The sequence below is a fragment of the Actinoplanes italicus genome, from assembly GCF_003001815.1.
GTDB lineage: Bacteria > Actinomycetota > Actinomycetes > Mycobacteriales > Micromonosporaceae > Actinoplanes > Actinoplanes italicus.
This window is the reverse complement of sequence record NZ_PVMZ01000008.1, coordinates 105,925-127,276: the sequence shown is the minus strand read 5'-3', so window position 1 is coordinate 127,276 and position 21,352 is coordinate 105,925. Positions and strand designations below refer to the sequence as shown.

19 protein-coding genes, 1 tRNA gene and 1 pseudogene are annotated in these 21,352 nt (G+C 69.8%); 9 read left to right on the top strand and 12 right to left on the bottom strand.

The window, feature by feature from the left end; translation table 11 throughout:
* Positions 1 to 20: 20 nt before the first annotated feature.
* The 4 genes and pseudogenes from CLV67_RS20675 to CLV67_RS20660 all read right to left on the bottom strand — a co-directional run.
* Positions 21 to 260 (bottom strand): annotated as a pseudogene (locus CLV67_RS20675) (hypothetical protein); the annotation flags it as partial.
* 5 nt (positions 261 to 265) lie between these two features.
* A complete protein-coding gene (locus CLV67_RS20670) occupies positions 266 to 907 on the bottom strand; it encodes an HNH endonuclease family protein (protein ID WP_203737507.1) in 642 nt (213 codons plus the stop codon).
* A gap of 37 nt (positions 908 to 944) precedes the next feature.
* Complete coding sequence (leuA, locus tag CLV67_RS20665; RefSeq protein WP_106320813.1) at positions 945 to 2,666, bottom strand: 2-isopropylmalate synthase; 1,722 nt, start codon at positions 2,664 to 2,666, stop codon at positions 945 to 947.
* A gap of 192 nt (positions 2,667 to 2,858) precedes the next feature.
* Positions 2,859 to 3,626 (bottom strand): hypothetical protein, encoded by a 768-nt coding sequence (locus CLV67_RS20660; protein WP_106320811.1) that lies wholly within the window; start codon positions 3,624 to 3,626, stop codon positions 2,859 to 2,861.
* A gap of 176 nt (positions 3,627 to 3,802) precedes the next feature.
* Here CLV67_RS20660 and CLV67_RS20655 point away from each other — a divergent pair, with 176 nt between their 5' ends.
* Together CLV67_RS20655 and CLV67_RS20650 are read left to right on the top strand one after the other, a co-directional pair.
* Positions 3,803 to 5,068, top strand: a complete 1,266-nt coding sequence (locus CLV67_RS20655) for an aspartate kinase (protein WP_106320809.1) — start codon at positions 3,803 to 3,805, stop codon at positions 5,066 to 5,068.
* An 8-nt stretch (positions 5,069 to 5,076) separates the two neighbouring features.
* Entirely contained in the window at positions 5,077 to 6,141 is a 1,065-nt protein-coding gene (locus CLV67_RS20650) for an aspartate-semialdehyde dehydrogenase (RefSeq protein WP_106320807.1), read from the top strand.
* Positions 6,142 to 6,449: 308 nt separating this feature from the next.
* On the opposite strand, the gene pyrE is transcribed toward CLV67_RS20650, so the two are convergent.
* Positions 6,450 to 6,977 (bottom strand): orotate phosphoribosyltransferase, encoded by a 528-nt coding sequence (gene pyrE, locus CLV67_RS20645; RefSeq protein WP_106320805.1) that lies wholly within the window; start codon positions 6,975 to 6,977, stop codon positions 6,450 to 6,452.
* Between the two features lie 151 nt (positions 6,978 to 7,128).
* Between pyrE and CLV67_RS20640 the strand changes: the two genes are divergently transcribed.
* Positions 7,129 to 7,398, top strand: coding sequence for a hypothetical protein (locus CLV67_RS20640; RefSeq protein ID WP_106320803.1), 270 nt, complete (start codon positions 7,129 to 7,131; stop codon positions 7,396 to 7,398).
* A 76-nt stretch (positions 7,399 to 7,474) separates the two neighbouring features.
* Here the strand turns inward: CLV67_RS20640 and CLV67_RS20635 are convergent, their stop codons facing one another.
* The 3 genes from CLV67_RS20635 to CLV67_RS20625 form a co-directional block, all read right to left on the bottom strand.
* Positions 7,475 to 8,035: a helix-turn-helix domain-containing protein gene (locus CLV67_RS20635; protein WP_106320801.1), complete on the bottom strand. Its 561-nt coding sequence runs from the start codon at positions 8,033 to 8,035 to the stop codon at positions 7,475 to 7,477.
* 419 nt (positions 8,036 to 8,454) lie between these two features.
* Positions 8,455 to 8,531 (bottom strand) — tRNA-Pro (locus CLV67_RS20630).
* Positions 8,532 to 8,605: 74 nt separating this feature from the next.
* Positions 8,606 to 9,499 carry a metallophosphoesterase gene (locus CLV67_RS20625; protein ID WP_106320799.1) on the bottom strand — a complete coding sequence of 298 codons (894 nt, stop codon included), beginning with the start codon at positions 9,497 to 9,499 and terminating at the stop codon, positions 8,606 to 8,608.
* A gap of 25 nt (positions 9,500 to 9,524) precedes the next feature.
* On the opposite strand from CLV67_RS20625, the gene CLV67_RS20620 reads away from it, so the two are divergent.
* On the top strand, positions 9,525 to 9,977 hold the full coding sequence (locus CLV67_RS20620) for a GatB/YqeY domain-containing protein (RefSeq protein WP_106320797.1): 453 nt from the start codon (positions 9,525 to 9,527) through the stop codon (positions 9,975 to 9,977).
* Positions 9,978 to 10,034: 57 nt separating this feature from the next.
* Here the strand turns inward: CLV67_RS20620 and CLV67_RS20615 are convergent, their stop codons facing one another.
* Positions 10,035 to 12,446, bottom strand: a complete 2,412-nt coding sequence (locus CLV67_RS20615; RefSeq protein WP_106320795.1) for a transglycosylase domain-containing protein — start codon at positions 12,444 to 12,446, stop codon at positions 10,035 to 10,037.
* A gap of 307 nt (positions 12,447 to 12,753) precedes the next feature.
* Between CLV67_RS20615 and CLV67_RS20610 the strand changes: the two genes are divergently transcribed.
* Complete coding sequence (locus CLV67_RS20610) at positions 12,754 to 13,056, top strand: WhiB family transcriptional regulator (protein WP_041832981.1); 303 nt, start codon at positions 12,754 to 12,756, stop codon at positions 13,054 to 13,056.
* A 35-nt stretch (positions 13,057 to 13,091) separates the two neighbouring features.
* On the opposite strand, the gene bagB is transcribed toward CLV67_RS20610, so the two are convergent.
* From bagB to CLV67_RS20595, 3 genes are read right to left on the bottom strand one after another with little or no spacing between them, the layout of a single operon-like run.
* Positions 13,092 to 14,231: an ArsA family ATPase gene (gene bagB, locus CLV67_RS20605; protein ID WP_106320793.1), complete on the bottom strand. Its 1,140-nt coding sequence runs from the start codon at positions 14,229 to 14,231 to the stop codon at positions 13,092 to 13,094.
* A 37-nt stretch (positions 14,232 to 14,268) separates the two neighbouring features.
* Positions 14,269 to 15,222: an ATPase BagA gene (bagA, locus tag CLV67_RS20600; RefSeq protein ID WP_106320791.1), complete on the bottom strand. Its 954-nt coding sequence runs from the start codon at positions 15,220 to 15,222 to the stop codon at positions 14,269 to 14,271.
* A 23-nt stretch (positions 15,223 to 15,245) separates the two neighbouring features.
* The gene (locus tag CLV67_RS20595) at positions 15,246 to 16,058 is read right to left on the bottom strand and encodes an Rv0361 family membrane protein (protein ID WP_203737508.1); all 813 of its coding nucleotides are present in this window, start codon (positions 16,056 to 16,058) and stop codon (positions 15,246 to 15,248) included.
* A gap of 134 nt (positions 16,059 to 16,192) precedes the next feature.
* Between CLV67_RS20595 and sp36 the strand changes: the two genes are divergently transcribed.
* The 4 genes from sp36 (at position 16,193) to CLV67_RS20575 (ending at position 21,325) form a co-directional block, all read left to right on the top strand.
* Positions 16,193 to 16,345 (top strand): Sp36 family protein, encoded by a 153-nt coding sequence (sp36, locus tag CLV67_RS51140; RefSeq protein WP_146169236.1) that lies wholly within the window; start codon positions 16,193 to 16,195, stop codon positions 16,343 to 16,345.
* The gene (locus tag CLV67_RS20585) at positions 16,342 to 16,833 is read left to right on the top strand and encodes a RidA family protein (protein ID WP_106320787.1); all 492 of its coding nucleotides are present in this window, start codon (positions 16,342 to 16,344) and stop codon (positions 16,831 to 16,833) included. The genes sp36 and CLV67_RS20585 overlap by 4 nt, the downstream gene beginning before the upstream one ends.
* Positions 16,834 to 16,928: 95 nt before the next feature.
* Complete coding sequence (locus tag CLV67_RS20580; protein WP_106321324.1) at positions 16,929 to 17,726, top strand: MBL fold metallo-hydrolase; 798 nt, start codon at positions 16,929 to 16,931, stop codon at positions 17,724 to 17,726.
* Positions 17,723 to 21,325 carry an adenylate/guanylate cyclase domain-containing protein gene (locus tag CLV67_RS20575; protein ID WP_106320785.1) on the top strand — a complete coding sequence of 1,201 codons (3,603 nt, stop codon included), beginning with the start codon at positions 17,723 to 17,725 and terminating at the stop codon, positions 21,323 to 21,325. Before CLV67_RS20580 ends, CLV67_RS20575 begins: the two co-directional genes overlap by 4 nt.
* The last annotated feature ends 27 nt before the right edge of the window (positions 21,326 to 21,352 follow it).

The window sequence follows — 21,352 nt, the reverse complement described above, 5'->3', positions numbered from 1 at the left end:
CATAGCCATCGAGGGCCAGCTCAGCCCTCCGGCCGGTGCAGCAGGCCGACAGCGATCGCGTGCACGGCATCCAGATCGGCGGGATCGGCCAGCTTGGCACGGCCGCCGGTCACCGCGTACCACTCCTCGGCGTCCTTGTACTGAACGCTGACGACGGCGTCGCCGTCGGTCAGTTCCGTGCGCAGGGTCAGGTCGCCGGTGACGACGCCGACCTCGTCGGTCATCACCCCGCCCGGCCCGGGCACGATGTCGGTGGTCTTGCTCATCAGCAGGTCCCCAGCATCTCGGTGAGAGCTTCCTTCTCCTTCTTCGTGACCGTCAGTTTCCAGTAGCTCTTCACCTCAATCCAGTCCTGCGCATAGACGCACCAGGCGTTCTCGGCCGGCGGCTTCCAGGTGGACGGGTCCTGGTCGCCCTTCGACCGGTTGGAGGCGGCGGAGACGGCGAACAGCTGGGGCCGGTCCAGGTCGTTGGCGAAGTCGCCGCGCTCGTCGTCGGTCCACACGTCGGCGCCCGAACGCCAGGCATTGGCCAGCGGCACCATGTGGTCGATGTCGACCTGGGTGGGTGTGTTCAGGACCTTGCCGTCGTACCAGCTGTCCCAGGAGCCGGCGACGACGTTGCAGCCGGAGAACTTGACCTTGTCACCGTCCCGCTTGAGCACGGTGTCCCGGACGTCGCAGTTCTCTCCGGCGTCGCGCCAGTGCGGAAACTTCTCCCGGTTGTAGCCCCGCATCGAGCGGGCGTCGGCGATCGTCAGGCTGTCGAGGGCGGTCGTCGCGTTCTTGTCGGAGCCCGAGCCCGACGGTGCGCCGGAGTCTCCGGTGCCCGTGGTGGACACCTCACAACCGGAGGCGGCGATCAGAGTGAGGACGAGGGCGGCGAGAACTGAGCTACGTGGGGCCACGTAGCTCAGTCTCGTACCGGATCTTGAAGTTCGCCAATCAGCGGGCGCGGTTGATCGCGCTCGTCACCGCTTTGATGGACGCGCTGACGATGTTGGCGTCGATGCCGACGCCCCAGACCGCGACGTCGCCCACCTCGACCTCCACATAGGCCGCCGCCTGCGCGTCGCCGCCGGAGGTCAGGGCGTGCTCGTTGTAGTCCAGCACCCGCGCCTTGATGCCCAGCGGCTCGATGGCCTGCACGAACGCGTCGATCGGGCCGTTGCCGACACCGACCAGCGGGCGCCGGACGCCCCGGTGGAACACCTCGACGTCGATCTCGACCTTGCCGTCGACCGTGGCGGTGCTGTAGTTCTCCAGCGCGAAGGCCGTCGACACCTGGTGCTCGATCAGGTACTCGGTGGCGAAGTAGTCCCACATCTGCTGCGGGTTGACCTCGCCACCGTCGGCGTCGGTGTGCTGCTGCACCACGCCGGAGAACTCGATCTGCAGCCGCCGCGGCAGGTCCAGCTTGTGCTCTTCCTTCATGATGTACGCCACGCCGCCCTTACCGGACTGCGAGTTGACCCGGATGACGGCCTCGTAGGTGCGGCCCACGTCCTTCGGGTCGATCGGCAGATAGGGAACGCCCCAGGTGAACTCGTCGATCGGGGTGCCGTCCGCGTCGGCGTCGGCCTCCAGGGCGGTGAAGCCCTTCTTGATCGCGTCCTGGTGCGAGCCGGAGAACGCGGTGTAGACCAGATCGCCCGCGTACGGGTGCCGCTCGTGCACCGGCAGCTGATTGCAGTACTCGACGGTCCGCTTGATCTCGTCGATGTTCGAGAAGTCGATCTGCGGGTCGATGCCCTGGGAGAACAGGTTCAGTCCCAGCGTGACCAGGTCGACGTTGCCGGTCCGCTCGCCGTTGCCGAACAGGCAGCCCTCGATCCGGTCGGCGCCGGCCAGCAGGCCCAGCTCGGCGGCGGCCACGCCGGTGCCCCGGTCGTTGTGCGGGTGCAGGCTCAGGATGATGCTCTCGCGTCGCGGCAGGTTCCGGTGCATCCACTCGATCGAGTCGGCGTACACGTTCGGCGTCGCCATCTCGACGGTGGCCGGCAGGTTGATGATCAGCGGCCGGGCCGGGGTCGGGTCGATCACGTCGATCACCGCGGAGCAGATCTCCAGTGCGTACTCCAGCTCGGTGCCGGTGTACGACTCGGGCGAGTACTCGTAGAAGATCTCGGTGTCCGGGGTGTGGATCTCGGCGTACTTCTGGCAGAGCCGCGCGCCGGTCGTCGCGATGTCGGTGATGCCGTCCTTGTCCAGGCCGAACACCACACGCCGCTGCAGCGTCGAGGTCGAGTTGTAGAAGTGCACGATGGCGCGCTTGGCGCCGCGGATCGACTCGAAGGTCCGGTCGATCAGGTGCTCCCGGCACTGCACCAGCACCTGGATCGTGACGTCGTCCGGGATCAGGTCCTGCTCGATCAGCTGGCGTACGAAGTCGAAGTCGGTCTGGCTCGCGGCCGGGAAGCCGACCTCGATCTCCTTGTAGCCCATCTTCACCAGCAGCATGAACATCCGCCGCTTGCGCTCGGGCGACATCGGGTCGATCAGAGCCTGGTTGCCGTCACGCAGGTCGACCGCGCACCAGCGAGGGGCCTTTTCGGTCACGCGGCCGGGCCACTGCCGTTCGGGCAGGTTGATCGAGAACTGTTTTTGGTAAGCCTCGTAGCGCTGGAACGGCATGGGGCTGGGCTGCTGAGGGCCGTAAACGGACATGTGGGACTGCTCCAGTCAGGAAGAAGACGAGCAGGCGGCGTGCGTCACCTCCGCGACGAGGTGCCGCCCTGGGAAGGGGCCTCGTCGCGGCAGCGAAGGAGAAGGTTCACCTGCCACATGTCGCCAGCCACGTTACGTCATCGAAATCGGTTCGGCTAACCGTTCGCCCGGATCGTGGGAAGGGGTGGTGGATCAGGCCGAGGGGACCAGTCCGGTCGGCTCGACGACCGGAGGCGGGGCGGTCATACCCATCGGCTCACCGGCCACCTCCGGGCCCGGCAGTTGCAGCGTCTTCGGGCCGGCCACCTGCCGGACCAGCTTGAGCTGCCCGAAGTCGACCCGGGCAGCGGTCAGCAGCCCGTCCGGGGCGTAGCAGTAGATGCCAACGTCGACCGGCTGGTCCAGGGCGGCGGTGACCGAGTCGACCGCATAGCAGGAGCCCTGCACGCCGGGCAGCGGCTGCACCGCGGAGACCGCCAGCGGCGCCTTGCGGTCGGTGAAGACCGGCAGCCACTGCCGGAACAGGCGCTGCACGCGGGGGTCGTACTTGCGGGGGACCTTGTCACCGCGTTCGGCCACCCGCACGCAGGTGGGGCTGACCGGTGCGCTCGGGGTGGAGAGCGTGCACTGATGAAGACCGGTCGCGACCCGGATGATCGTGACCCCGGCGGTACCGCCCAGCGCGCCGGCCGGGATGTCCACCCGCCAGCTGCCGTCCTCGGCGACGGCCGCCACCACCTCGCGGGTCGAACCACCCGACTCGAGGCTGTAGAGAGCGGCGTACCGGCGGTCCAGGGCGAGCGCGGCCAGGCCCGCGAACTCGCTGCGGGCCTCGGGCTCGGGCACGGCGGCGGAGACGGACGGCGATCCGGGAGCCGGCTCCGGCGTGGCGTCGCTGTCGCCGCAGGCGGCCAGACCGGCGGCCAGCAGCACGGCGATCGACGCGGAGGGAAGGCGCATCGCGTCATTCTGCGCGTCTTTGCCGAAACGGCGCGGCGCGCGTCACCGGCGTGTCGCGCGTGACCTCAACCGGAATCTGGGATCGCCTGTCGAGGCCGTGCCCGAGCGCGACTAGTGTGGTGGCGACTGCCCTGACCGGCGTCGTTGTTCCGTATCGCCGAAGGAATGGTTTCGCCGTGGCTCTAGTGGTGCAGAAGTACGGTGGTTCGTCGGTAGCGAACGCTGAGCGCATCAAGCGGGTGGCCGAGCGCATCGTGGCCGCGCGCAAGGCCGGTGACGACGTGGTCGTCGTGGTCTCCGCCATGGGCGACACCACCGATGAGCTGCTCGACCTCGCCAACCAGGTCAGCCCGCTGCCACCCGGCCGCGAGCTGGACATGCTGCTCACCGCCGGCGAGCGGATCTCGATGGCGCTGCTCGCCATGGCCATCCACAACCTGGGTTATGAGGCGCGGTCGTACACCGGCTCCCAGGCCGGCGTGCTGACCACCTCGGTGCACGGCAAGGCCCGGATCATCGATGTCACACCCGGCCGCCTGCGGACCGCGCTGGACGAGGGCGCGATCGCCATCGTCGCCGGCTTCCAGGGCGTGTCGCAGGACACCAAGGACATCACCACCCTCGGCCGCGGCGGCTCGGACACCACGGCGGTCGCCCTGGCAGCGGCCCTGCACGCCGACGTCTGCGAGATCTACACCGACGTGGACGGCGTCTTCACCGCCGACCCGCGGATCGTGCCGGACGCCAAGCACATCAAGAAGATCACGTACGAGGAGATGCTCGACCTCGCGGCCGGCGGGGCGAAGGTGCTGATGTTGCGATGCGTGGAGTACGCGCGGCGTTTCAACGTGCCGATCCACGTACGCTCGTCGTACTCGAACAAAGAAGGCACGCTAGTCACAGGCTCGATGGAGGACCCTGACGTGGAGAACGCACTGATCACCGGGGTCGCGCACGAGCGCAGCGACGCGAAGATCACGATTGTCGGCGTGCCCGACGAGCCCGGCGCGGCCGGCCGCATCTTCGAGACGGTCGCCAAGGCCGAGATCAACATCGACATGATCGTGCAGAACGTGTCGACCGAGGGCACCGGCCGCACCGACATCTCGTTCACCCTGCCGAAGGCCGACGGCCAGACCGCGATGAGCGCGCTCGACAAGATCAAGGACCAGGTCAAGTTCAAGGGCCTGCTCTTCGACGACCACATCGGCAAGGTCTCGCTGGTCGGTGCCGGCATGCGCTCGCACCCCGGTGTCGCCGCCGAGTTCTTCGCCACCATCGGCGCCGCCGGCGTCAACATCGAGATGATCTCCACCTCGGAGATCAGGGTCTCGGTCGTCTGCCGTGATACCGACCTCGACACCGCGGTGCGTGCAGTGCACGCCGCGTTCGAGCTAGGCAGTAACGAGGAAGCTGTCGTCTACGGCGGCACCGGCCGGTAACCCGGGCGATGGCGCAGCCCACGCTCGCCGTCGTCGGAGCCACCGGCTCCGTCGGGACCGTCATGCTCGAGCTGCTCTCGTCCCGGCGCAACGTCTGGGGCGAGATCAGGCTCCTGGCGTCGGCACGGTCCGCCGGCAAGTCGCTGAACTGCCGCGGCGAACGCATGGACGTCCGGGAACTCACCGCGGACTCCTTCGACGGCGTCGACGTGGCGATGTTCGACGTGCCCGACGCGGTCTCCGAGCACTGGGCGCCGATCGCGGTCTCCCGCGGCACGGTCGTGGTGGACAACTCGTCGGCCTTCCGCATGCGGCCGGACGTGCCGCTCGTGGTGCCCGAGGTCAACCGTGAGGACGCCGCTCACCGGCCGGTCGGCATCGTGTCCAGCGCCAACTGCACGGTGGCCGCGATGATCATCGCGGTGGCGCCGTTGCACCACGAGTACGGCCTGCGTGAGCTCGTCCTGGCGTCGTACCAGTCCGCCTCCGGCGCCGGTCAGTACGGCGTCGACACGCTCCACGACCAGCTCACCAAGGTGGCCGGCGACCGGCTGCTGGGTTCACGGCCGGGCAACGTGCGCCAGGCCATCGGTGACGACCTCGGACCCTTCCCGGCCCCGCTGGCGCTCAACGTGGTGCCATGGTCCGGGGATCCGGCGGACAACGGGTGGTCCTCCGAGGAGCTCAAGCTCCGCAACGAGTCCCGCAAGATTCTGGGCCTGCCGGCCCTCAAGGTCTCCGCCACCTGCGTACGGGTACCGGTCGTCACCGGCCACTCGGTGGCCGTGCACGCGGTCTTCGCCTCCGAGGTGACCGCCGACGGCGCACGTCAGGTGCTGCGCAACGCCCCCGGCGTGATCCTGGTCGACGACCCGGAGTCCGGCGAGTTCCCGATGCCGATCGATGCGGTCGGCACCGACCCGTCATGGGTGGGCCGCATCCGCCGGGCCATGGACGACCCGCGCGCGTTGTCCCTCTTTATCACCGGCGACAACCGTCGTAAGGGCGCGGCTCTGAACACTGTCCAGATCGCCGAGCTGATAGCCGCCGAGATCGCCAAGCGCACCGCCTGACAGCCCCCACCCCAGGGCCGCAGCCAAGCGCACCGCCTGACAGCCCTCGGCTCAGGGCCGCAGCCAAGCGCACCGCCTGACAGCCTCAACCCAGGGCCGCAGCCGAGCGGCACCGCCTGACAGCCCCAGCCTCGGGCCGCAGCCAAGCGCACCGCCTGACGGCGCTCACTTCAGGACGCACGCCGTGCGTGGTGACCTGTGGCGCGTATCGGACCGTTGGTCACCACGCGGGCGGCTCACCCGTACAGCGTGGTGAAGTCTGGTCTGGATCGGACCTTAGGTCACCACGCTGGGGTGGGTGAGAGCGGTCAGGCGGCGGCTTCGAGGTCGGCTCGGGTCAGCAGCGCGCGCAGCGTGATGCCCTCGGCGGCGAGCGCCTGGGAGCCGCCCTCCTGACGGTCGATGACGCAGACCGCGTGGTCCACGTGCGCGCCGAGCTTGCGCAGGTCGTTGGTGGACAGAACGACCTGTCCACCGGAGGTGACGACGTCCTCGACGATCAGGACCCGGCGACCGGCGACCTCGGCGCCCTCGGCGAGACGGGCGGTGCCGTACTGCTTCGCCTGCTTGCGGACGAACGCGGTGGGCAGCTTCGCGTGCCGGGCCAGGGCGGTGACGACGGCGATGCCGCCCATCTCCAGGCCGGCGAGCACCTCGGTGCCTTCGGGGATGAGTACGGCGAGGCGCTCGGCGAGCTGGTCGAGCAGGACCGGGTCGGCCTCGAACTGGTACTTGTCGAAGTATTCGGTGGCGGTCCGGCCGGAGCGGAGCGTGAACTCGCCGGTGAGGCGGCTCACGCTGCGGACCTGGCGGGCGAGGTCGATGGAGTCAGTCACAAGGTCCCACCTTGTCAGGTGGCCCACCGGGTCCGGACGGCACCCCGGCGGGTCACCCGTTGGCGTACTTGATCTCATCGTTACCGCAACGTATGCCTTTTTAGGGTAATTTTCGCCTAATTAGTGGCTTGCGCCCCGGAAGGATAGTTCTGTGACACCCTTCGCGATGCTCTTCCTGCTCGCCCTCGCTGGATCGTCGTGTTTCGCCCTCGGCCGGGCCCTGGGCCGTGGCGAACGCTACGAGCGCGGCTACCGCGAGGGCTTCCGTGACGGTGAGACCGGCTCCCTGGCCCGCGCCACCCGGCTCATGCAGCTCTCCGAGCGCCCGTCGATCGCCCCGGTCGTCGAGTCGATGATCGGGCCGTACGCGGTGCCCCAGCAGATGGCTCCGCGCACGGTCGGACCTCAGCTGGCTCTCTGAACGTCGAGTGGCCCGCGGTCGAGCGACCGCACCGACGGCCACTCACCGCTTCGCTCGTCCTCAGGAGCCGGCTGTTTCAGGAGCCGGGCTCGTCGCCCGGCCGGAACTCGTCGCCGGGCTGGTACTCGTCGCCCGGCTGGTAGATGCCGAATCCCGCCTCGGCCGCGATCTCGGCTATCCGGGCGAGTGCTCTGTACGGGTCTTCGTGATGATGGCTCGCCAGTTCCCCCACCTGCCGCAGCAGATCGGGAAGGTGCCCACCGCCCAGCTCACGGACCCGTTCCACGATCCGCAACAGCGCGGTGAGGTCGGCGATCGTCTCCCGGAGACCCTCCGGATCCAGGGTTCCGATCATGACGGCTTGCCGATCCGGGCCCGGAGCGGGCTCGCCGGCCGCCCGAAGCACTCCGATCCGGAAGCCGATGGCCACGGCATGCGCCTGGTCCCGCGCTCCGAGCTGCTGATACAGCGTCTTCAGCCGGGACTTGACGGTGTTGGGCGAGATGTATAGGCGAGCAGCCATCTCGCGGGCCGTCTGCCCGGCCGCGAGTGACTCGATGATCTCCTGCAGATGAGGTGCCAGGACAGGCCCTTGCGCAGCGGCCTTGATGTGGCTTCGATGCGTTTGCAGCGACATGCCCGAGAATGTAGATCTTACCGGTGGCGATGTGATCTAGGCCTCCCCCGGCATGATCGTCCGTTTCGGGTGATGGTTCCGGCAGGGTAGCGTGCCCGACATGGACGCCGGATGGGTGATCGTGCAGACGGCTGACGGCAGTGTCGGCTCGGGGAAGCTCCATCGAGCCTGGGACGCTTGACTGCGAGGCTGGGGCATCGACTGGAACCCGTTCGGCCCGGATGAGGTTCGCATCCACATGCCGCGTATCCAGAAGCCGGACGGCACCTTCGGTTGTTCCTTCACCCGGATGGTGACGTCGACCGCGCTGCTGCGCCTGGGGATCGAGCCGCCGGAGAACACCGAGATCGAGTGAATAGGTCGTGCAAATGAATCAGGGCCTGATCTCCGCTTCCGGAGATCGGCCCTGAATGCACATCTGGTCGGGGTGGCGGGATTTGAACCCACGGCCTCTACGTCCCGAACGTAGCGCGCTACCAAACTGCGCCACACCCCGGTGGTGCGAGATAAATACTAGCGGAGGCCCCCGCCGCCTCCGCAACCGGTATCCCTAAGAGGTAAAACCGCAGGTCAGCGTGGAATCAGGGTGAGCAGCGAGGCCTCCGGGCGGCAGGCGAAGCGGATCGGCGCGGTCGGGTGGGTGCCCAGTCCGGCGGAGACGTGCAGCCAGGCGTCCGAACCTGGCCAGCGGTGCAGGCCCTTCGCCATCGAGGTGGGCAGGTCGCAGTTGGTGGTGAGCGCGCCGACACCCGGCACACAGACCTGGCCGCCGTGGGTGTGGCCGGCGAGCAGGAGCGCGAAACCGTCGGCGGCCATCGCGTCCAGGACTCCGGATGCGGGCGTGTGGGTGACCCCGAGGTGCAGGTCGGCTCCGGAGCTGATCGGACCGGCCACCGAGGCGTAGTCGTCCCGCTCGACGTGCGGGTCGTCCACGCCGACCAGCTCGATCGAGCGGCCGCCGGCCTTGAGGACGGTGCGAGCGTTGTTCAGATCGGCCCAGCCCGCATCGGTCAGGGCCGCGCGCAGCTCGTCGGCGGGCAGCTCGACGCCCTGCACGTACTCCCGATCGGGCATCAGATATTGCAGTGGGTTCTTCCAGACGGGGCCGCGGTAGTCGTTGGAGCCGAAGACGAACGCGCCCGGCACCGACAGCAGCGGGTCGAGGGCGCGCAGCACGCCGGGCACCGCCTCCGGGTCGGCCATGTTGTCGCCGGTGACGACGACCAGATCGGGGTCGGCACCGCCGAGCGCGGCCACCCACTCCTGCTTGCGCCGCTGGTCGGGCATCATGTGCAGGTCGCTCAGGTGCAGGATGCGCAGCGGTTCCGCGTCCGGCTCCAGCACCGGGACGTCGAAGCGCCGGAGGGTGAACATGTTGCGCTCGACCAGGGCGGCATAGGCGAGCGTCGCGGCACCGAGAGCGGACAGAGTGGCGGCGGCCGAAATAAGGGAGCGCTTACGCATGCCCGCAAGGGTAGTTTCTCCGTCCATGGGAACGTTGAAAGACCGCCTGAACGATGACCTGCACACCGCCATGAAGTCCCGCGACGAGCTGATCACGTCGACGCTGCGGATGGCGCTGGCCGCGGTGCGGACCGCCGAGGTCGCCGGCAAGGAGGCCCGTGAGCTCTCCGACGAGGAGGTGCTGTCGGTGCTGACCAAGGAGACGAAGAAGCGCCGCGAGGCGGCCACCGCCTTCGCCGACGCGGGCCGGGCGGACCAGGCGGCCAAGGAGACGGCCGAGGGCGAGGTCCTCGACCGTTACCTGCCGAAGCAGCTCACCGACGCGGAGATCGCCGATGTGGTCGCGCAGGCGCTGGCGGCCGGTGGATTCAGCGGCAAGGGACAGATGGGCCCGGCCATGAAGGCGGCTCAGGCAGCTGTGGCGGGACGCGCTGAGGGCGGCCGTGTCGCCGCCGAGGTGCGTCGCCAGCTCGGCTGACCGGCGGACGGAAAACGGGCGGGAGATCGGCTCTCCCGCCCGTTTCCGGTTCCGTTGCTAGTTGCCTGGCCTGCCGCCCGGCGGGCCAGCACTGGTGCCGGGCTCCGGAGCTCCGGTCTTCCCGTTACTGATCTGGAGTACGACCGCGCCGTTCTTGATCGTCCGACCCGACGGATCGGTGCTCGCGACGGTCCCCTTCGGGCACTCGGAGTCGACCTCGGCGCCGGTGGAGACGTGGAAGCCCGCGTCCTCGAGCCGGTTGGTGGCCGAAGAGACCGAGTCGCACTTCACATTCGGGATCGAGCGCTGCTCACCGAAGACGATCTTGCTGCTGCCCGGCTTCTTGAACTGGACCTTCGGCTTGCCCTCCATGTACTCCTTCACGGTGTACTGGACGGCCGGGTTGATGATGTCGTGCTTCATCTGGTCGCGGTGGTCGGGCCAGTCCGGATTGGCCATGTAACCGGCGACGACGATCTTCGTGGTGCCGACGATCAGTGAAGCGGTCTTCTCCGCGTCGGTGGTGCCGGACTTGCCGAAGACCGGGTGCCCCACGATGCCCTTGGTCGGACCGGCGGTGGCACCGTTGCAGGCGCCGAGCTGGGCCGAGTCACCGACCGGGCAGCGGGCGGCGTCCAGGGCGGCGCGGGCCACGTCCTTGGTGGTGGCCTGGTTGCAGAACGGCTTGCCGATGTCGATCTTCTCGCCGTTCAGCGTGGTGATCTGCTCGATCGGGGTCGGGGCGCAGTACTTGCCATCGGCGGCGAGGGTCGCGTAGGCGTTCGCCATGTCGAGCGGGGTGGAGGCCGTGACGCCCAGCGAGAACGCGCCGAACTGGTTGGCGCCGCCCTCCTTGGTGGTCATGTCGGCATCCTTCGGCTGCCGGAACTGGACGCCGAACCGCTTGGCGACGGCGATGACCTTCTCCGCGCCGACCCGTTCCTGGAGCGGGATGAAGTACGTGTTGATCGACTTCGCGAAGGCGGACCACATCGTGTAGACGCCGGCGCCACCGCCACCCGAGTTCTTCGGGCAGTAGAAGTGCCCGCCGCAGGTCGCTGGGCCGGGACCCACGATGTAGCCGGACTTGTACTGTTTCTCCGCCTTGATCGTGTAGCTGAGCGGGTAGTTGTTCTCCAGTGCCGCGATGATCGGGAAGATCTTGAACACCGAGCCGGCCTGATAGCCGGTGATATCGCCGCCACCGCTCATCAGCGGGTTCGTCGTGTTCGGGTGGGTGCCCCGGATCTTCAGCTTCGCCTTCTTCGGATCCGAGTTCAGCTTGTTCTCCGGTTTGGCCGGGTCGTCGAGCTTGAACTTACGGTTCGCGGCGAGCAGCCGGACCTTGCCGTTGCCCGGTTCGATACCGGCCAGGAGCAGCGCGTTCTGGCTGCTGTCCGACTGGCGCTCGGCGATCTCCCGGCGGGCGCCGCTCTGACCCTTCAGGTCGAGGGTGGTGACGACCTTGTAGCCGCCGCTCTTGAGGCGACGCTCCCGGTCGTACGTGGTGGCGCCGAACGACTCCTGGTCCAGCCACCAGCGGTAGAAGAAGTCGCAGAAGAAGCCCCAGTTGTTCCTGGCCACCCAGGCGCAGCCGCGGCCGACCTGCCTGACCTTGGTCGGGACCGCTTCCTTCTTGGCCTTCTCGGCGTCCGCCGCGGTGACCGCGCCCATGTCGACCATGGCCGGGATGATGTAGTTGTTGCGGCGGTCGGTGATCAGCTCGTGACCGCCCGGCGTCGTCGGGTTGTAGTCGCTCGGCGCCTTCACCATGCCGGCGAGCATCGCCGACTCGCCGACGGTCAGGTCCTTCGGCTTCTTGTTGAAGTAGACGTGGCTGGCCGCGAAGATGCCGTAGGTCTGGAGTCCGAAGGGCGCGATGTTCAGGTAGCGCTCCAGGATCTGGTCCTTGGTGAGCTGCTTCGAGATCTGCATCGCGTACTTCATCTCGGTGATCTTGCGTTTCGGGCTGTCCTCCGTCGCGTCGATCACCTCCTGCGGGTTGGTGGCCGAGTAGGCCAGCGACATCCGCACGTACTGCATGGTCAGGGTGGAGGCACCCTGTTGCGATCCGCCGTTCTGATTGCTCACGAACGCGCGCGCGATGCCCTTGACGTCGACACCGTTGTGTTCGTAGAACTTGCGGTCCTCCGCGGCCAGGATCGCGGCCTGCATGTTCTTCGAGATGTCCTTCAGCGGGACGTCGCTGCGGAACTCGTCGTAGAACACGGCGATCTGCGTCTTGCCGTCGGACGCGTACACCCGCGTGATCTGTGGGGAGCTGAACTCCTTGAGCTCACTGGGCAGGCCCGCGAAGGTCTGACCGCCGGCCTTGGCGGCCAGACCGGTCATCGCCGCGGCCGGGAACGCGGCGGCGGCCACCACGACTCCGGCGAGCAGGCCACAGACCAGCAGCGAGGTCGCGTTCGTGAAGATGTTGTGATCGCGTCTGCGAAACCAGGAGGACACGCGAGCAGGGTACGCGAACAACGCACGCGACCGCCCGCCGAGAATCCCCCTCTCGCCCGAATCGAGTGTGACGTGTCACCCGTCCCGGCGGATCGATTTCCCACATCTGCACCAAAGATGCCCCCGTTCGGTCACCGTCACTCGGCCGCTATGCCCGGAACTACCGGCCTATACGTATTTGAGGGACAACGTTGCGTAATCACCCAACTACAGAGCATGATGGTGCGGCGAGACACGGACGCCGGTCGGGCATGGGGGAACAGGGGCCGCCGGCGTCAGGGGGTGACAGCAAGGGGGGACGTTTACCGTGGGGATGATCAGCGACTGGCCCAGCATGGCGGCGTGTCAGAGTGGCGACCCTGACGCGTTGTTCGTGCAGGGCGCCGAGCAGAACGTGGCGAAGAGGATTTGCCGCAGCTGCCCGGTCCGCTACGAGTGCCTCGCCGACGCCCTGGACAACCGCATCGAGTTCGGCGTCTGGGGAGGCATGACGGAACGGGAGCGGCGAGCCCTGCTCCGCCGGCACCCGCATGTGGCGAGCTGGCGGAAGATGTTCGAGGCCGCACTGCGGGAGAAGGGCGCCGACAAGGTGCTCGTCTCCACCCGCTGATCAGGCGAGGTCCGTCTGATCGGTGAAATCGCCGGTCAGGCGAGCAGCGCTCCGATCGTTCGCAGCCCGTCGACGTCGTGGACGTCGGCGGGCTGTGCCGTGATCCGCGCGGACGGCACCGCGGGGAACGCCTCGGTGAATCCGGCCGCGACCGCGGCCTCGCGCTCGACCTTGCGCAGCAGTGCGGCGTGGATGCGCAGCACGTCGGCGGCCGTCTGCTGGTCGCCGGCCTCGTCGAGCCGATCGGCCGCCGCCTCGCTCTCGGCCGCACCCAGCCCGGCCAGTTCGGTGTGGTGCATTCGGTTGAGCACCAGCCCGGCCAGTGGCATCCGCTCGGCGACCAGGCGCTCGGCGAAATATGCGGCTTCCCGGATCGCGTCCCGCTCCGGGGCCGCGACCAGCAGGAACGCGGTCTGCGGGTCCTGCAGGATCCGGTACGTCTGGTCGGCGCGCTGGCGGAATCCGCCGAACATCGAATCCAGCGCGGCCACAAAACCGGACAGGTCGGTCAGCAGCTGCGCGCCGAGAACCTTCTGCACGGTCTTGGAGAACAGCCCGAACGATGCGGTGACCAGGCTGAACACGCTGCGACCACCGGTCCGGGCGGGCGCCAGCAGCAGCCGCAGCATCCGGCCGTCGAGGAACCGGGACAGCCGGGCCGGCGCGTCCAGGAAGTCGAGCGCCGAACGCGACGGCGGAGTGTCCACCACGATCAGGTCCCACTCGTCAGCGGCCCGCAGCTGACCCAGCTTCTCCATCGCCATGTACTCCTGAGTGCCGGCGAAGGTGGAGCTCATGGCCTGGTAGAACGGGTTCGCGAAGATCTCGGCGGCACGTTTCGGGTTGGTGTGCTGCTCCACCACCTCGTCGAAGGTGCGTTTCATGTCCAGCATCATGGCGTGCAGCTCGCCGCCACCCGCCTCGGCGATGCCCTTGACCTGGCGAGGCGTGTTGTCCAGCTCGGTGAGGCCCATGGACTGGGCGAGCCGGCGGGCCGGGTCGATGGTGAGCACCACCGTGCGCCGGCCGTGCACCTCAGCGGCCCGCAGCCCGAGAGCCGCGGCCGTGGTGGTCTTGCCGACTCCGCCGGCTCCGCAGCACACCACGATGCGGATGGCCGGGTCGGCCAGCAGACCGTCGACGTCGAGCCGTGGAGCCGTCAATTCAGCCACCATTTCAGGGTAGTGCGTCTTGATCGGACATTCCGCTCGATCAGGCTCGCATCAGGAGCCCGGCGAGCTCGGTCAGGGAATCGCGGCTGACTCCGTCCGGGAGCAGCGGCAGCTCGACGATCGGGCGCCCGAGCTCGGTCAGCTCCAGACGCAGCGACTCCTCCAGCTCCCGCCGGGTCAGATGGGCCTGCGCCTCGGTGGCCAGCTGATTGACCGTGGCCGAAGCCGAGGACAACCCGGCCGCGACGAGTCCGCGCTTGATCTCCGCCTTCGTGACCCGGCCACCGGCCAGCAGCGGGGGCCGGGCTCCGTTCACCACGATCCGCCCGACCGGGATGTGCAGCGCGGAGAGCTCGGTGATGGCGTCCAGCGTCTCCTGGACCGGCATCTCCTCCAGCAGCGTCACCACGTGCACCGCGGTCATCGGTGAGCGCAGCAGGGACGCCACGCCCTCGCTCTGCGTCTTGATCGGACCCACCTTGACCAGGCGGGCGGTCTCCTCGGTCACGTTCAGGAATCGGCCGACCCGCCCGGTCGGCGGCGCGTCGAGGACCACCGCGTCGTAGACCCGGCGGCCGTCCTGCGTCCGGGTGGTCGACTCCTTCACCTTTCCGGTGAGCAGCACGTCGCGCAGGCCGGGGGCGATCGTGGTGGCGAAGTCGATGGCGCCGACCTTGCGCAGCGCCCGCCCGGCGGCGCCGAGCTTGTAGAACATGTCCAGGTACTCGAGGAGGGCCTCCTCGGGGTCCACGGCCAGTGCGCGGACCTCACCGCCGCCGGTCGTGGTCGCCACCCGGCGCTCCGCGTAGGGGAGTGGCTCCAGGCCGAACAACTGGGCGATGCCCTGCCGGCCCTCCACCTCGACGAGCAGCGTGCGCCGGCCGCCCGCTGCCAGGCCCAGTGCCAGGGCCGCGGCCACGGTGCTCTTTCCGGTGCCGCCCTTGCCGGTCACCACGTGCAACCGTTCCGGCCAGTTGCGGTGTTCGTCGCCCATGGGATCCACGTTACGGCGACCTGTCAGCCGGCGACCTCACACACCAGCCAGCCGGTCTTGCGGACGACGGTGAAACGGAGATCCTGCGAGGCGGTCCGCTCGTCCTCCGTCGACATGACGACGCGTACGTCCACCCGCGCCCGGTCGTCGTCGCGGTCGGCCACGGCCGGCTCGTCCCAGCGGAAGGCCGGGCCCTGATAGCCGTCCGCGTACGTGCTGATCTGTTCCACCCGGCTCGCGAGTTTCGCCTCGTCCCGCGATTTGCTGCAGACCAGATCGCGGGCCGCCGTCGCGTCCTGTTGCGTGTAGACCGCGGTCAGGAAGCGGTTGACCGCGGTGGTCGGATCGGGTGAACCGGGATTGTCGGCGTCCCTGAGCAGGTAGTACGCCGAGACGGCGCCACCACCGCAGAGCGCCATCGTGGCCACCGTCGCCATCGACAGGAACACCGCCGAGCGCTGTCGTGAGTCGATGCCCGCGGGCGGGCGGCCGGTCGGCTCGCCCACCCAGATCGGCTCCGGCTGCGGCTGGATCTCGGCCGGCGGCGAATGTTCGTACGCCAGATGTTCCGGGGGTTGGTGTCGCCACTCTCCGGGTTTCTCGTGCCGGGCGTGCCAGGGACCGGTGGGCGGCGGCTGATGCCACACCGGCGTGGGCGACATCACCTCGGCGGAGATCGCGGGTAATTCCGAGGTGGCGTCCGACGCCGCGGCCTCGTGCGGCGGCTCCGGCACCGGGATCGGCTCGTCGGGCGGGATCGGTGTGGGCGGCTCCGGCTCGGGCGTCGGCGGCGGCTCCGGGTGCCCGCCGGGCTCGTTCCGTGCGTGCTGCGTCATGTCATCCTCCGCTCATCGCATTCAGTGATGGCATGTGCGCTGTGCGTGCACAACTCCCCGGTCAGCCTAGCCAACGGCCGTCCGTCCCGCGTCCTAAGCTGATCGCGACATCCGACGTGAGGAGAGCACTAGCCATGCAGAAGTGGGAGTACGTGACCGTGCCCCTGCTGGTCCACGCGACCAAGCAGATCCTCGACAACTGGGGCGAGGACGGCTGGGAGCTCGTCCAGGTGGTCCCCGGACCGAACCCGGAGCAGCTGGTCGCGTACATGAAGCGGCCCAAGTGACCACGCCCGCCCCGGTCGCTGGGGACGGCGCGGTCGACGCCTACGCGAAGCTCACCGAGCTGGGTCTGACCCTGCCGGCGGTGGTGCCGCCGGTCGGGTCGTACGTGCCCGCCGTGCAGTCCGGCAACTACGTCTACACCTCGGGCCAGCTGCCGTTCGTCGACGGCAAGCTGCCGCAGACCGGCAAGGTCGGCGCCGAGGTGAGCCCCGAGGAGGCGGCCGGGCTGGCGCGGCTCTGCGCCGTCAACGCCCTCGCCGCGATCGACGCCCTGGTGGGCCTGGGCCGGATCGTCAAGATCGTCAAGGTGGTCGGCTTCGTCGCCTCGGCGCCCGGCTTCACCGGCCAGCCCGCGGTGATCAACGGGGCCTCGGACCTATTCGCCGCGGTCCTCGGCGAGCAGGGCCGGCATGCCCGCAGCGCCGTCGGCGTCTCCGAGCTGCCCCTGGGCTCCCCGGTCGAGGTCGAGGTCATCGCCGAAGTGGCGTGATCTTGCGGTGATTCGGCAGCATTTGCTCACCGATGGTGACCGGATCGGACATCGTGTCTCGGTCACGGTCGCCGGGCCGACGTACGATTCGGGTCATGCGGGGTGCTGAGCCCGAGTCGGCCGAGGTCGACCGGCTACCGGGTTGGGTGACGTTGCTGCGGGCACCCAACCCGGGGCCGATGACGCTGGACGGCACCAACACGTGGATCCTGCGGGCGCCCGGCGGCGGAGACGCGACGGTGATCGACCCCGGCCCGCTCGACGAGGGCCACCTGCGGCGGATCGCCGAGCACGGGTCGATCGGGCGCATCTTGGTCACACACGGTCATCACGACCACGTCGAGGGCGCCGCCCGGCTCTCCGAGCTGCTCGGCGGCACTCCCGTTCGGGCGGGTTCACCGGCACACTGCGTGGGTGGTGAGCCGTTGGACCCACGCGAGCCCCTGGATGGGAACGGGCTCGAAATACGCGTGCTCGACACTCCGGGGCACACCAGCGATTCGGTGTCGTTTCTCGTCGAGTGTGGGGACGACCGTGCGATGTTCACCGGTGACACCATCCTGGGGCGCGGGACCACCGTGGTCGCCCGTCCCGACGGCGACCTCGGGGCCTACCTCCGCAGTCTCGAGCTGCTCAGCGCGTACCCGGCGGTCCTGATGCTGCCGGGTCATGGCCCGGTCCGGGCCGATACGGCCGAGCGGGCGCTCTTCTACCTGGATCACCGCCGGGAGCGGCTGGCGCAGGTGACGGCAGCCATGGCGGCCGGCGCGGACACCCCCGCGGCCGTGGTCGACCTGGTCTATCCGGACCTCGATCCGGCGCTGCGGTTCGCCGCCGAGTGGTCCGCGGATGCCCAGCTGGAATATCTGCGCCGACAGCAGGACGCGCCGTGACCTGCCCGGTCTGCGGGACCGTCCCGGTCCCCGGCGCCCGCTTCTGCCACCACTGCGGTGCCGGGCTCCCGGCCGCGGCCGTGCTCCCGGCCGCCGAGCGGCGCATCGTCACGGTGCTCTTCGGCGACCTCTCCGACTTCACCTCGTTCTCCGAGGACCTGGATCCGGAACGGGTCGGCGCGGTGACCGACCGGGTGCTGGCCTCGCTGGCCGGCGCCGTGAAGACCTTCGGCGGGCACGTCGACAAGCTGACCGGTGACGGGATCATGGCGGTCTTCGGCGCCCCGGTGGCGCACGAGGACGACGCCGAGCGGGCCGTCCGGGCCGCGCTGAGCATGCAGCGTGCTGTCCGCCGGGTGCTCGACGACGAACGAGGTGGCGGGGCCCCGCTCGGGCTGCGGATCGGACTCAACACCGGCGAGGTGGTCGCCGGCATGCAGGCCGGCATCGAATACACCGTCATCGGCGACACGGTGAACACCGCGGCCCGGCTCGCCGACGCCGCCACCATCGGCGGCGTCTACGCCGGTGAGCGGACCAGCGCCGGTACCCGGCACGTGGCCTCCTGGCGGCAGTTGCGGCCGCTCAAGCTCAAGGGAAAGCGGGAGCCCGTCCCGACGTACGAGCTGCTCGGTCTGCACGACGCCCCCGGCACCCGCTCCGGCCTCGGTGACGAGGCGCCGTTCGTGGGCCGGGAGGCCGAGCTGGGCCGGGTCTCCGGCCGGCTGGCCGAGGCGATCGACACCGGTACCCCCAAGATCCTGGTGATGACCGCGGAGGCGGGCATCGGCAAGTCCCGGTTCGCCGGTGAGGTCAAGCGCCTCGCCGCCGGGTACTCCGGGCACGGCGCCCGGGTTTTGCGGGTGCGGTGCCGGGCCTTCGGCGAACGCCGCCGGTACGCGCCACTGGCCGACCTGGTCCGCAAGGCGGCAGGTCTGCCCAAGGACGTGGCGACCTCGGTGGCCCGCACCGTGGTGGACGAACGGCTTCGTAAGCTGGGCGGCCGGCTCGGCGTCACCCTCGACAACGATCGGCTGCTGGTCCTGCTCGGGTACGGCGAGGCGCCGGACCGCAAGGTCGGGCCCACCGCGCCCGCCGACCGCCCGGCCAGTGCGCGCCGGACCGACGCCGAGGCCATCTCGATCGCGGTGGCCAAACTGCTCGACGCGATGGCCGCCGAGGAACCGCTGATGGTGATCGTGGACGACCTCCACGACGCCACCGACACCACGGTCGACGCGATCGGGCGCACCCTCAACCTGCTGGACGGCCCGGTCGTGGCGCTGCTGCTGGCCCGGCCCGAGCTGGTGCGGTCCGCGGGTGCGATGGCGCGGCTCGCCGACGCCGAGGTGCACGCCCTGCCTCCGCTGCGCGGCGCCGACGCGTCCCGCCTGCTCACGTCCTATCTGCACGGCGGCAAGCTGCCACCGGCCGACAGCGACCGGCTGCTCGCCACCGCTCAGGGCAACCCGTTCTACCTGGCCGAGATGGTCACCCTGCTGATGGAGCGCGGCGCGCTCACTCCCGCGGTCGGAGCCAACGCGGCCGGCCGCTGGCAGCTGGCGGCCGGATCGCTGGGCAGCAGGCTGCTTTCCCGTGACCTGGCCGCGGTCCTCGCCGCTCGTATAGACGCCCTCTCGCCGGATCCGCGGTCGGTGCTGCGGGACGCCTCGGTAGCCGGCACGACCGTGCCCAGCGGCGTTCTGGAGGCCCTTCAGGAGCGTCGTGCGCTCGCTGACACCCGGCCCGGTGTGGTGGTCGCCGTCGAACTCGAACGGGCCGTCGACGAGCTGCTGCAGCGCCGCATGCTGCACCGGTCGCGGTCCGGGGGCTACCAGTTCTCCACCCCGCTGATGCGGGAGGCGGCGTACGCCGGGATCGGCAAGGGTGACCTGGCCGAGCGGCATGCCTACCTGGCCTCCTGGGCGGCACCGGAGAGCGTGGCGCAGCCCGGCCACGACGGCGCGGTCCGGCTCAACCTGGTCGGCGGCGAGCGCGACGCGTTCATCGCCATGCACGCCGAGCACGCGGTCGAGCTGGCCGACGCGGTGCGGCTGCGGCCGGACGCACCGGCGCGCCAGGTGGCCCCGCTCGGTGTCGCCGCGCTCGGCCGGCTGGCCCGCCAGGCCCTCGCCGACATCGAACCGGCAGCCGCCATCGAGTACGCGGACCGCGCCACCGCCCTGTCCAAGGACGGTTTGCCGCTGCCGGACCAGCTCGTGCTGGCCCGGGCACTGCTGCGGCTGGGCCGTGCCGAGGAGGCGCTGGCGCTCGGCGAGAAGATCTCGGTGGCCGCCTCCGGGGAGCCGGTGTGCCGCGCCGAGGCGATGATCGTGGTGGGCCGGGCATATGAGGCGCTCGGCGACACCGGGCGGGCGGTGACCTCCTGGCAGGAGGCGCTCGACGTGGCGACCGAGGCGCAGCTGCTGCCGGAGCGGGCCAACGCGATGCGCCGGCTCGGCATGGCCGACTTCCTGAACGGGCGGCTCAGCCAGGCGAGCAGCCGGTTCGCCGCCGCCTACCAGGTCACGCTGGCCGCCGGTGACCGCCACGGGCAGGCCTGGGCCCTGCAGAGCCTGGCCTGGGTGACCACCACCCGTGGCGACTTCGCCGGCACCGACGCGGTGCTGGGCCGGGCCGCGCGGCTCTTCGCCGAGTTGGGTGACCCGGTCGGGCGGGCCTGGCTGCGCGGCACCACGGCGTTCGCCCGGCTGCTGGCCGGCCGGCTGCAGGAGGCGCGCCGGCTGGCCCGGCTGTTCCTGCCGTTCGGTGACCGGGTCGGCGAGGGCTGGGCGGTCGGCACGTTGCGGGTCGTCGAGGCGTACGCGGCTGCGGAACTCGGCGATCTCCGCGCGGCCGACGGTCAGGCGCGCCGGGCGTACAGGGAGTTCCTCGACGTCAACGACGACTGGGGCTGTGGGCTGGCGCTGGTGGTGCGGGGCGCGATCGCCCGCGGGCTGAACGAGCCGGAGCACGCGTACGATCTGCTCACCGACGCACTCGGCTATGCCGACAGGACCGGCCACCCGCTGCTGCTCGGGATGGCCGGGACGTTGCGAGGGTTCGTCGCCCTGCAGAGTGGCGATCTGGAGGCGGCCGAGGCGGACGCGCGACGGGTGATGACCGCGGTCGAGCCGCACAACCCGCTGGCGCCCGCGCAGGTGGGTCCACGGGTGCTGCTGGCCGAGGCGCGCAACCGGGCCGGTGACGCGGCGACCGCGATCGGGCTGCTCGCGCCGATCGCCAGTGACACGTCCACGCCCTCCCTGCTCTTCTCGCGGCGGCACGCGCTGGCGTCGTACGCCTCCGCTCTGCTCGCCGACGGCCGGGTCGACACGGCACTCACCTGGATCGAGCGGGCGACCGCCGCGCCGGCCGAGGACGTGCGCAGCTCGGTGATCGCCGCCATGGTCCGCGCCCGGGTGCTGGCGGCCGCCGACCGGTGCGACGAAGCCCGGGCCGCCGCCGAGGAGGCCGTCCGGCTGGCACACGCGACCGAGCAGGCCAGCGAGCGAGGGGTCGCCGCTGAGCTGCGGGAAACCCTTTCCGTGACGGTCGTCGAGGAAACTGTCGCCTACGCGTCTGACGTGCCCGGATGATCTTCCGGGTGACTGGCGTATTTTCTA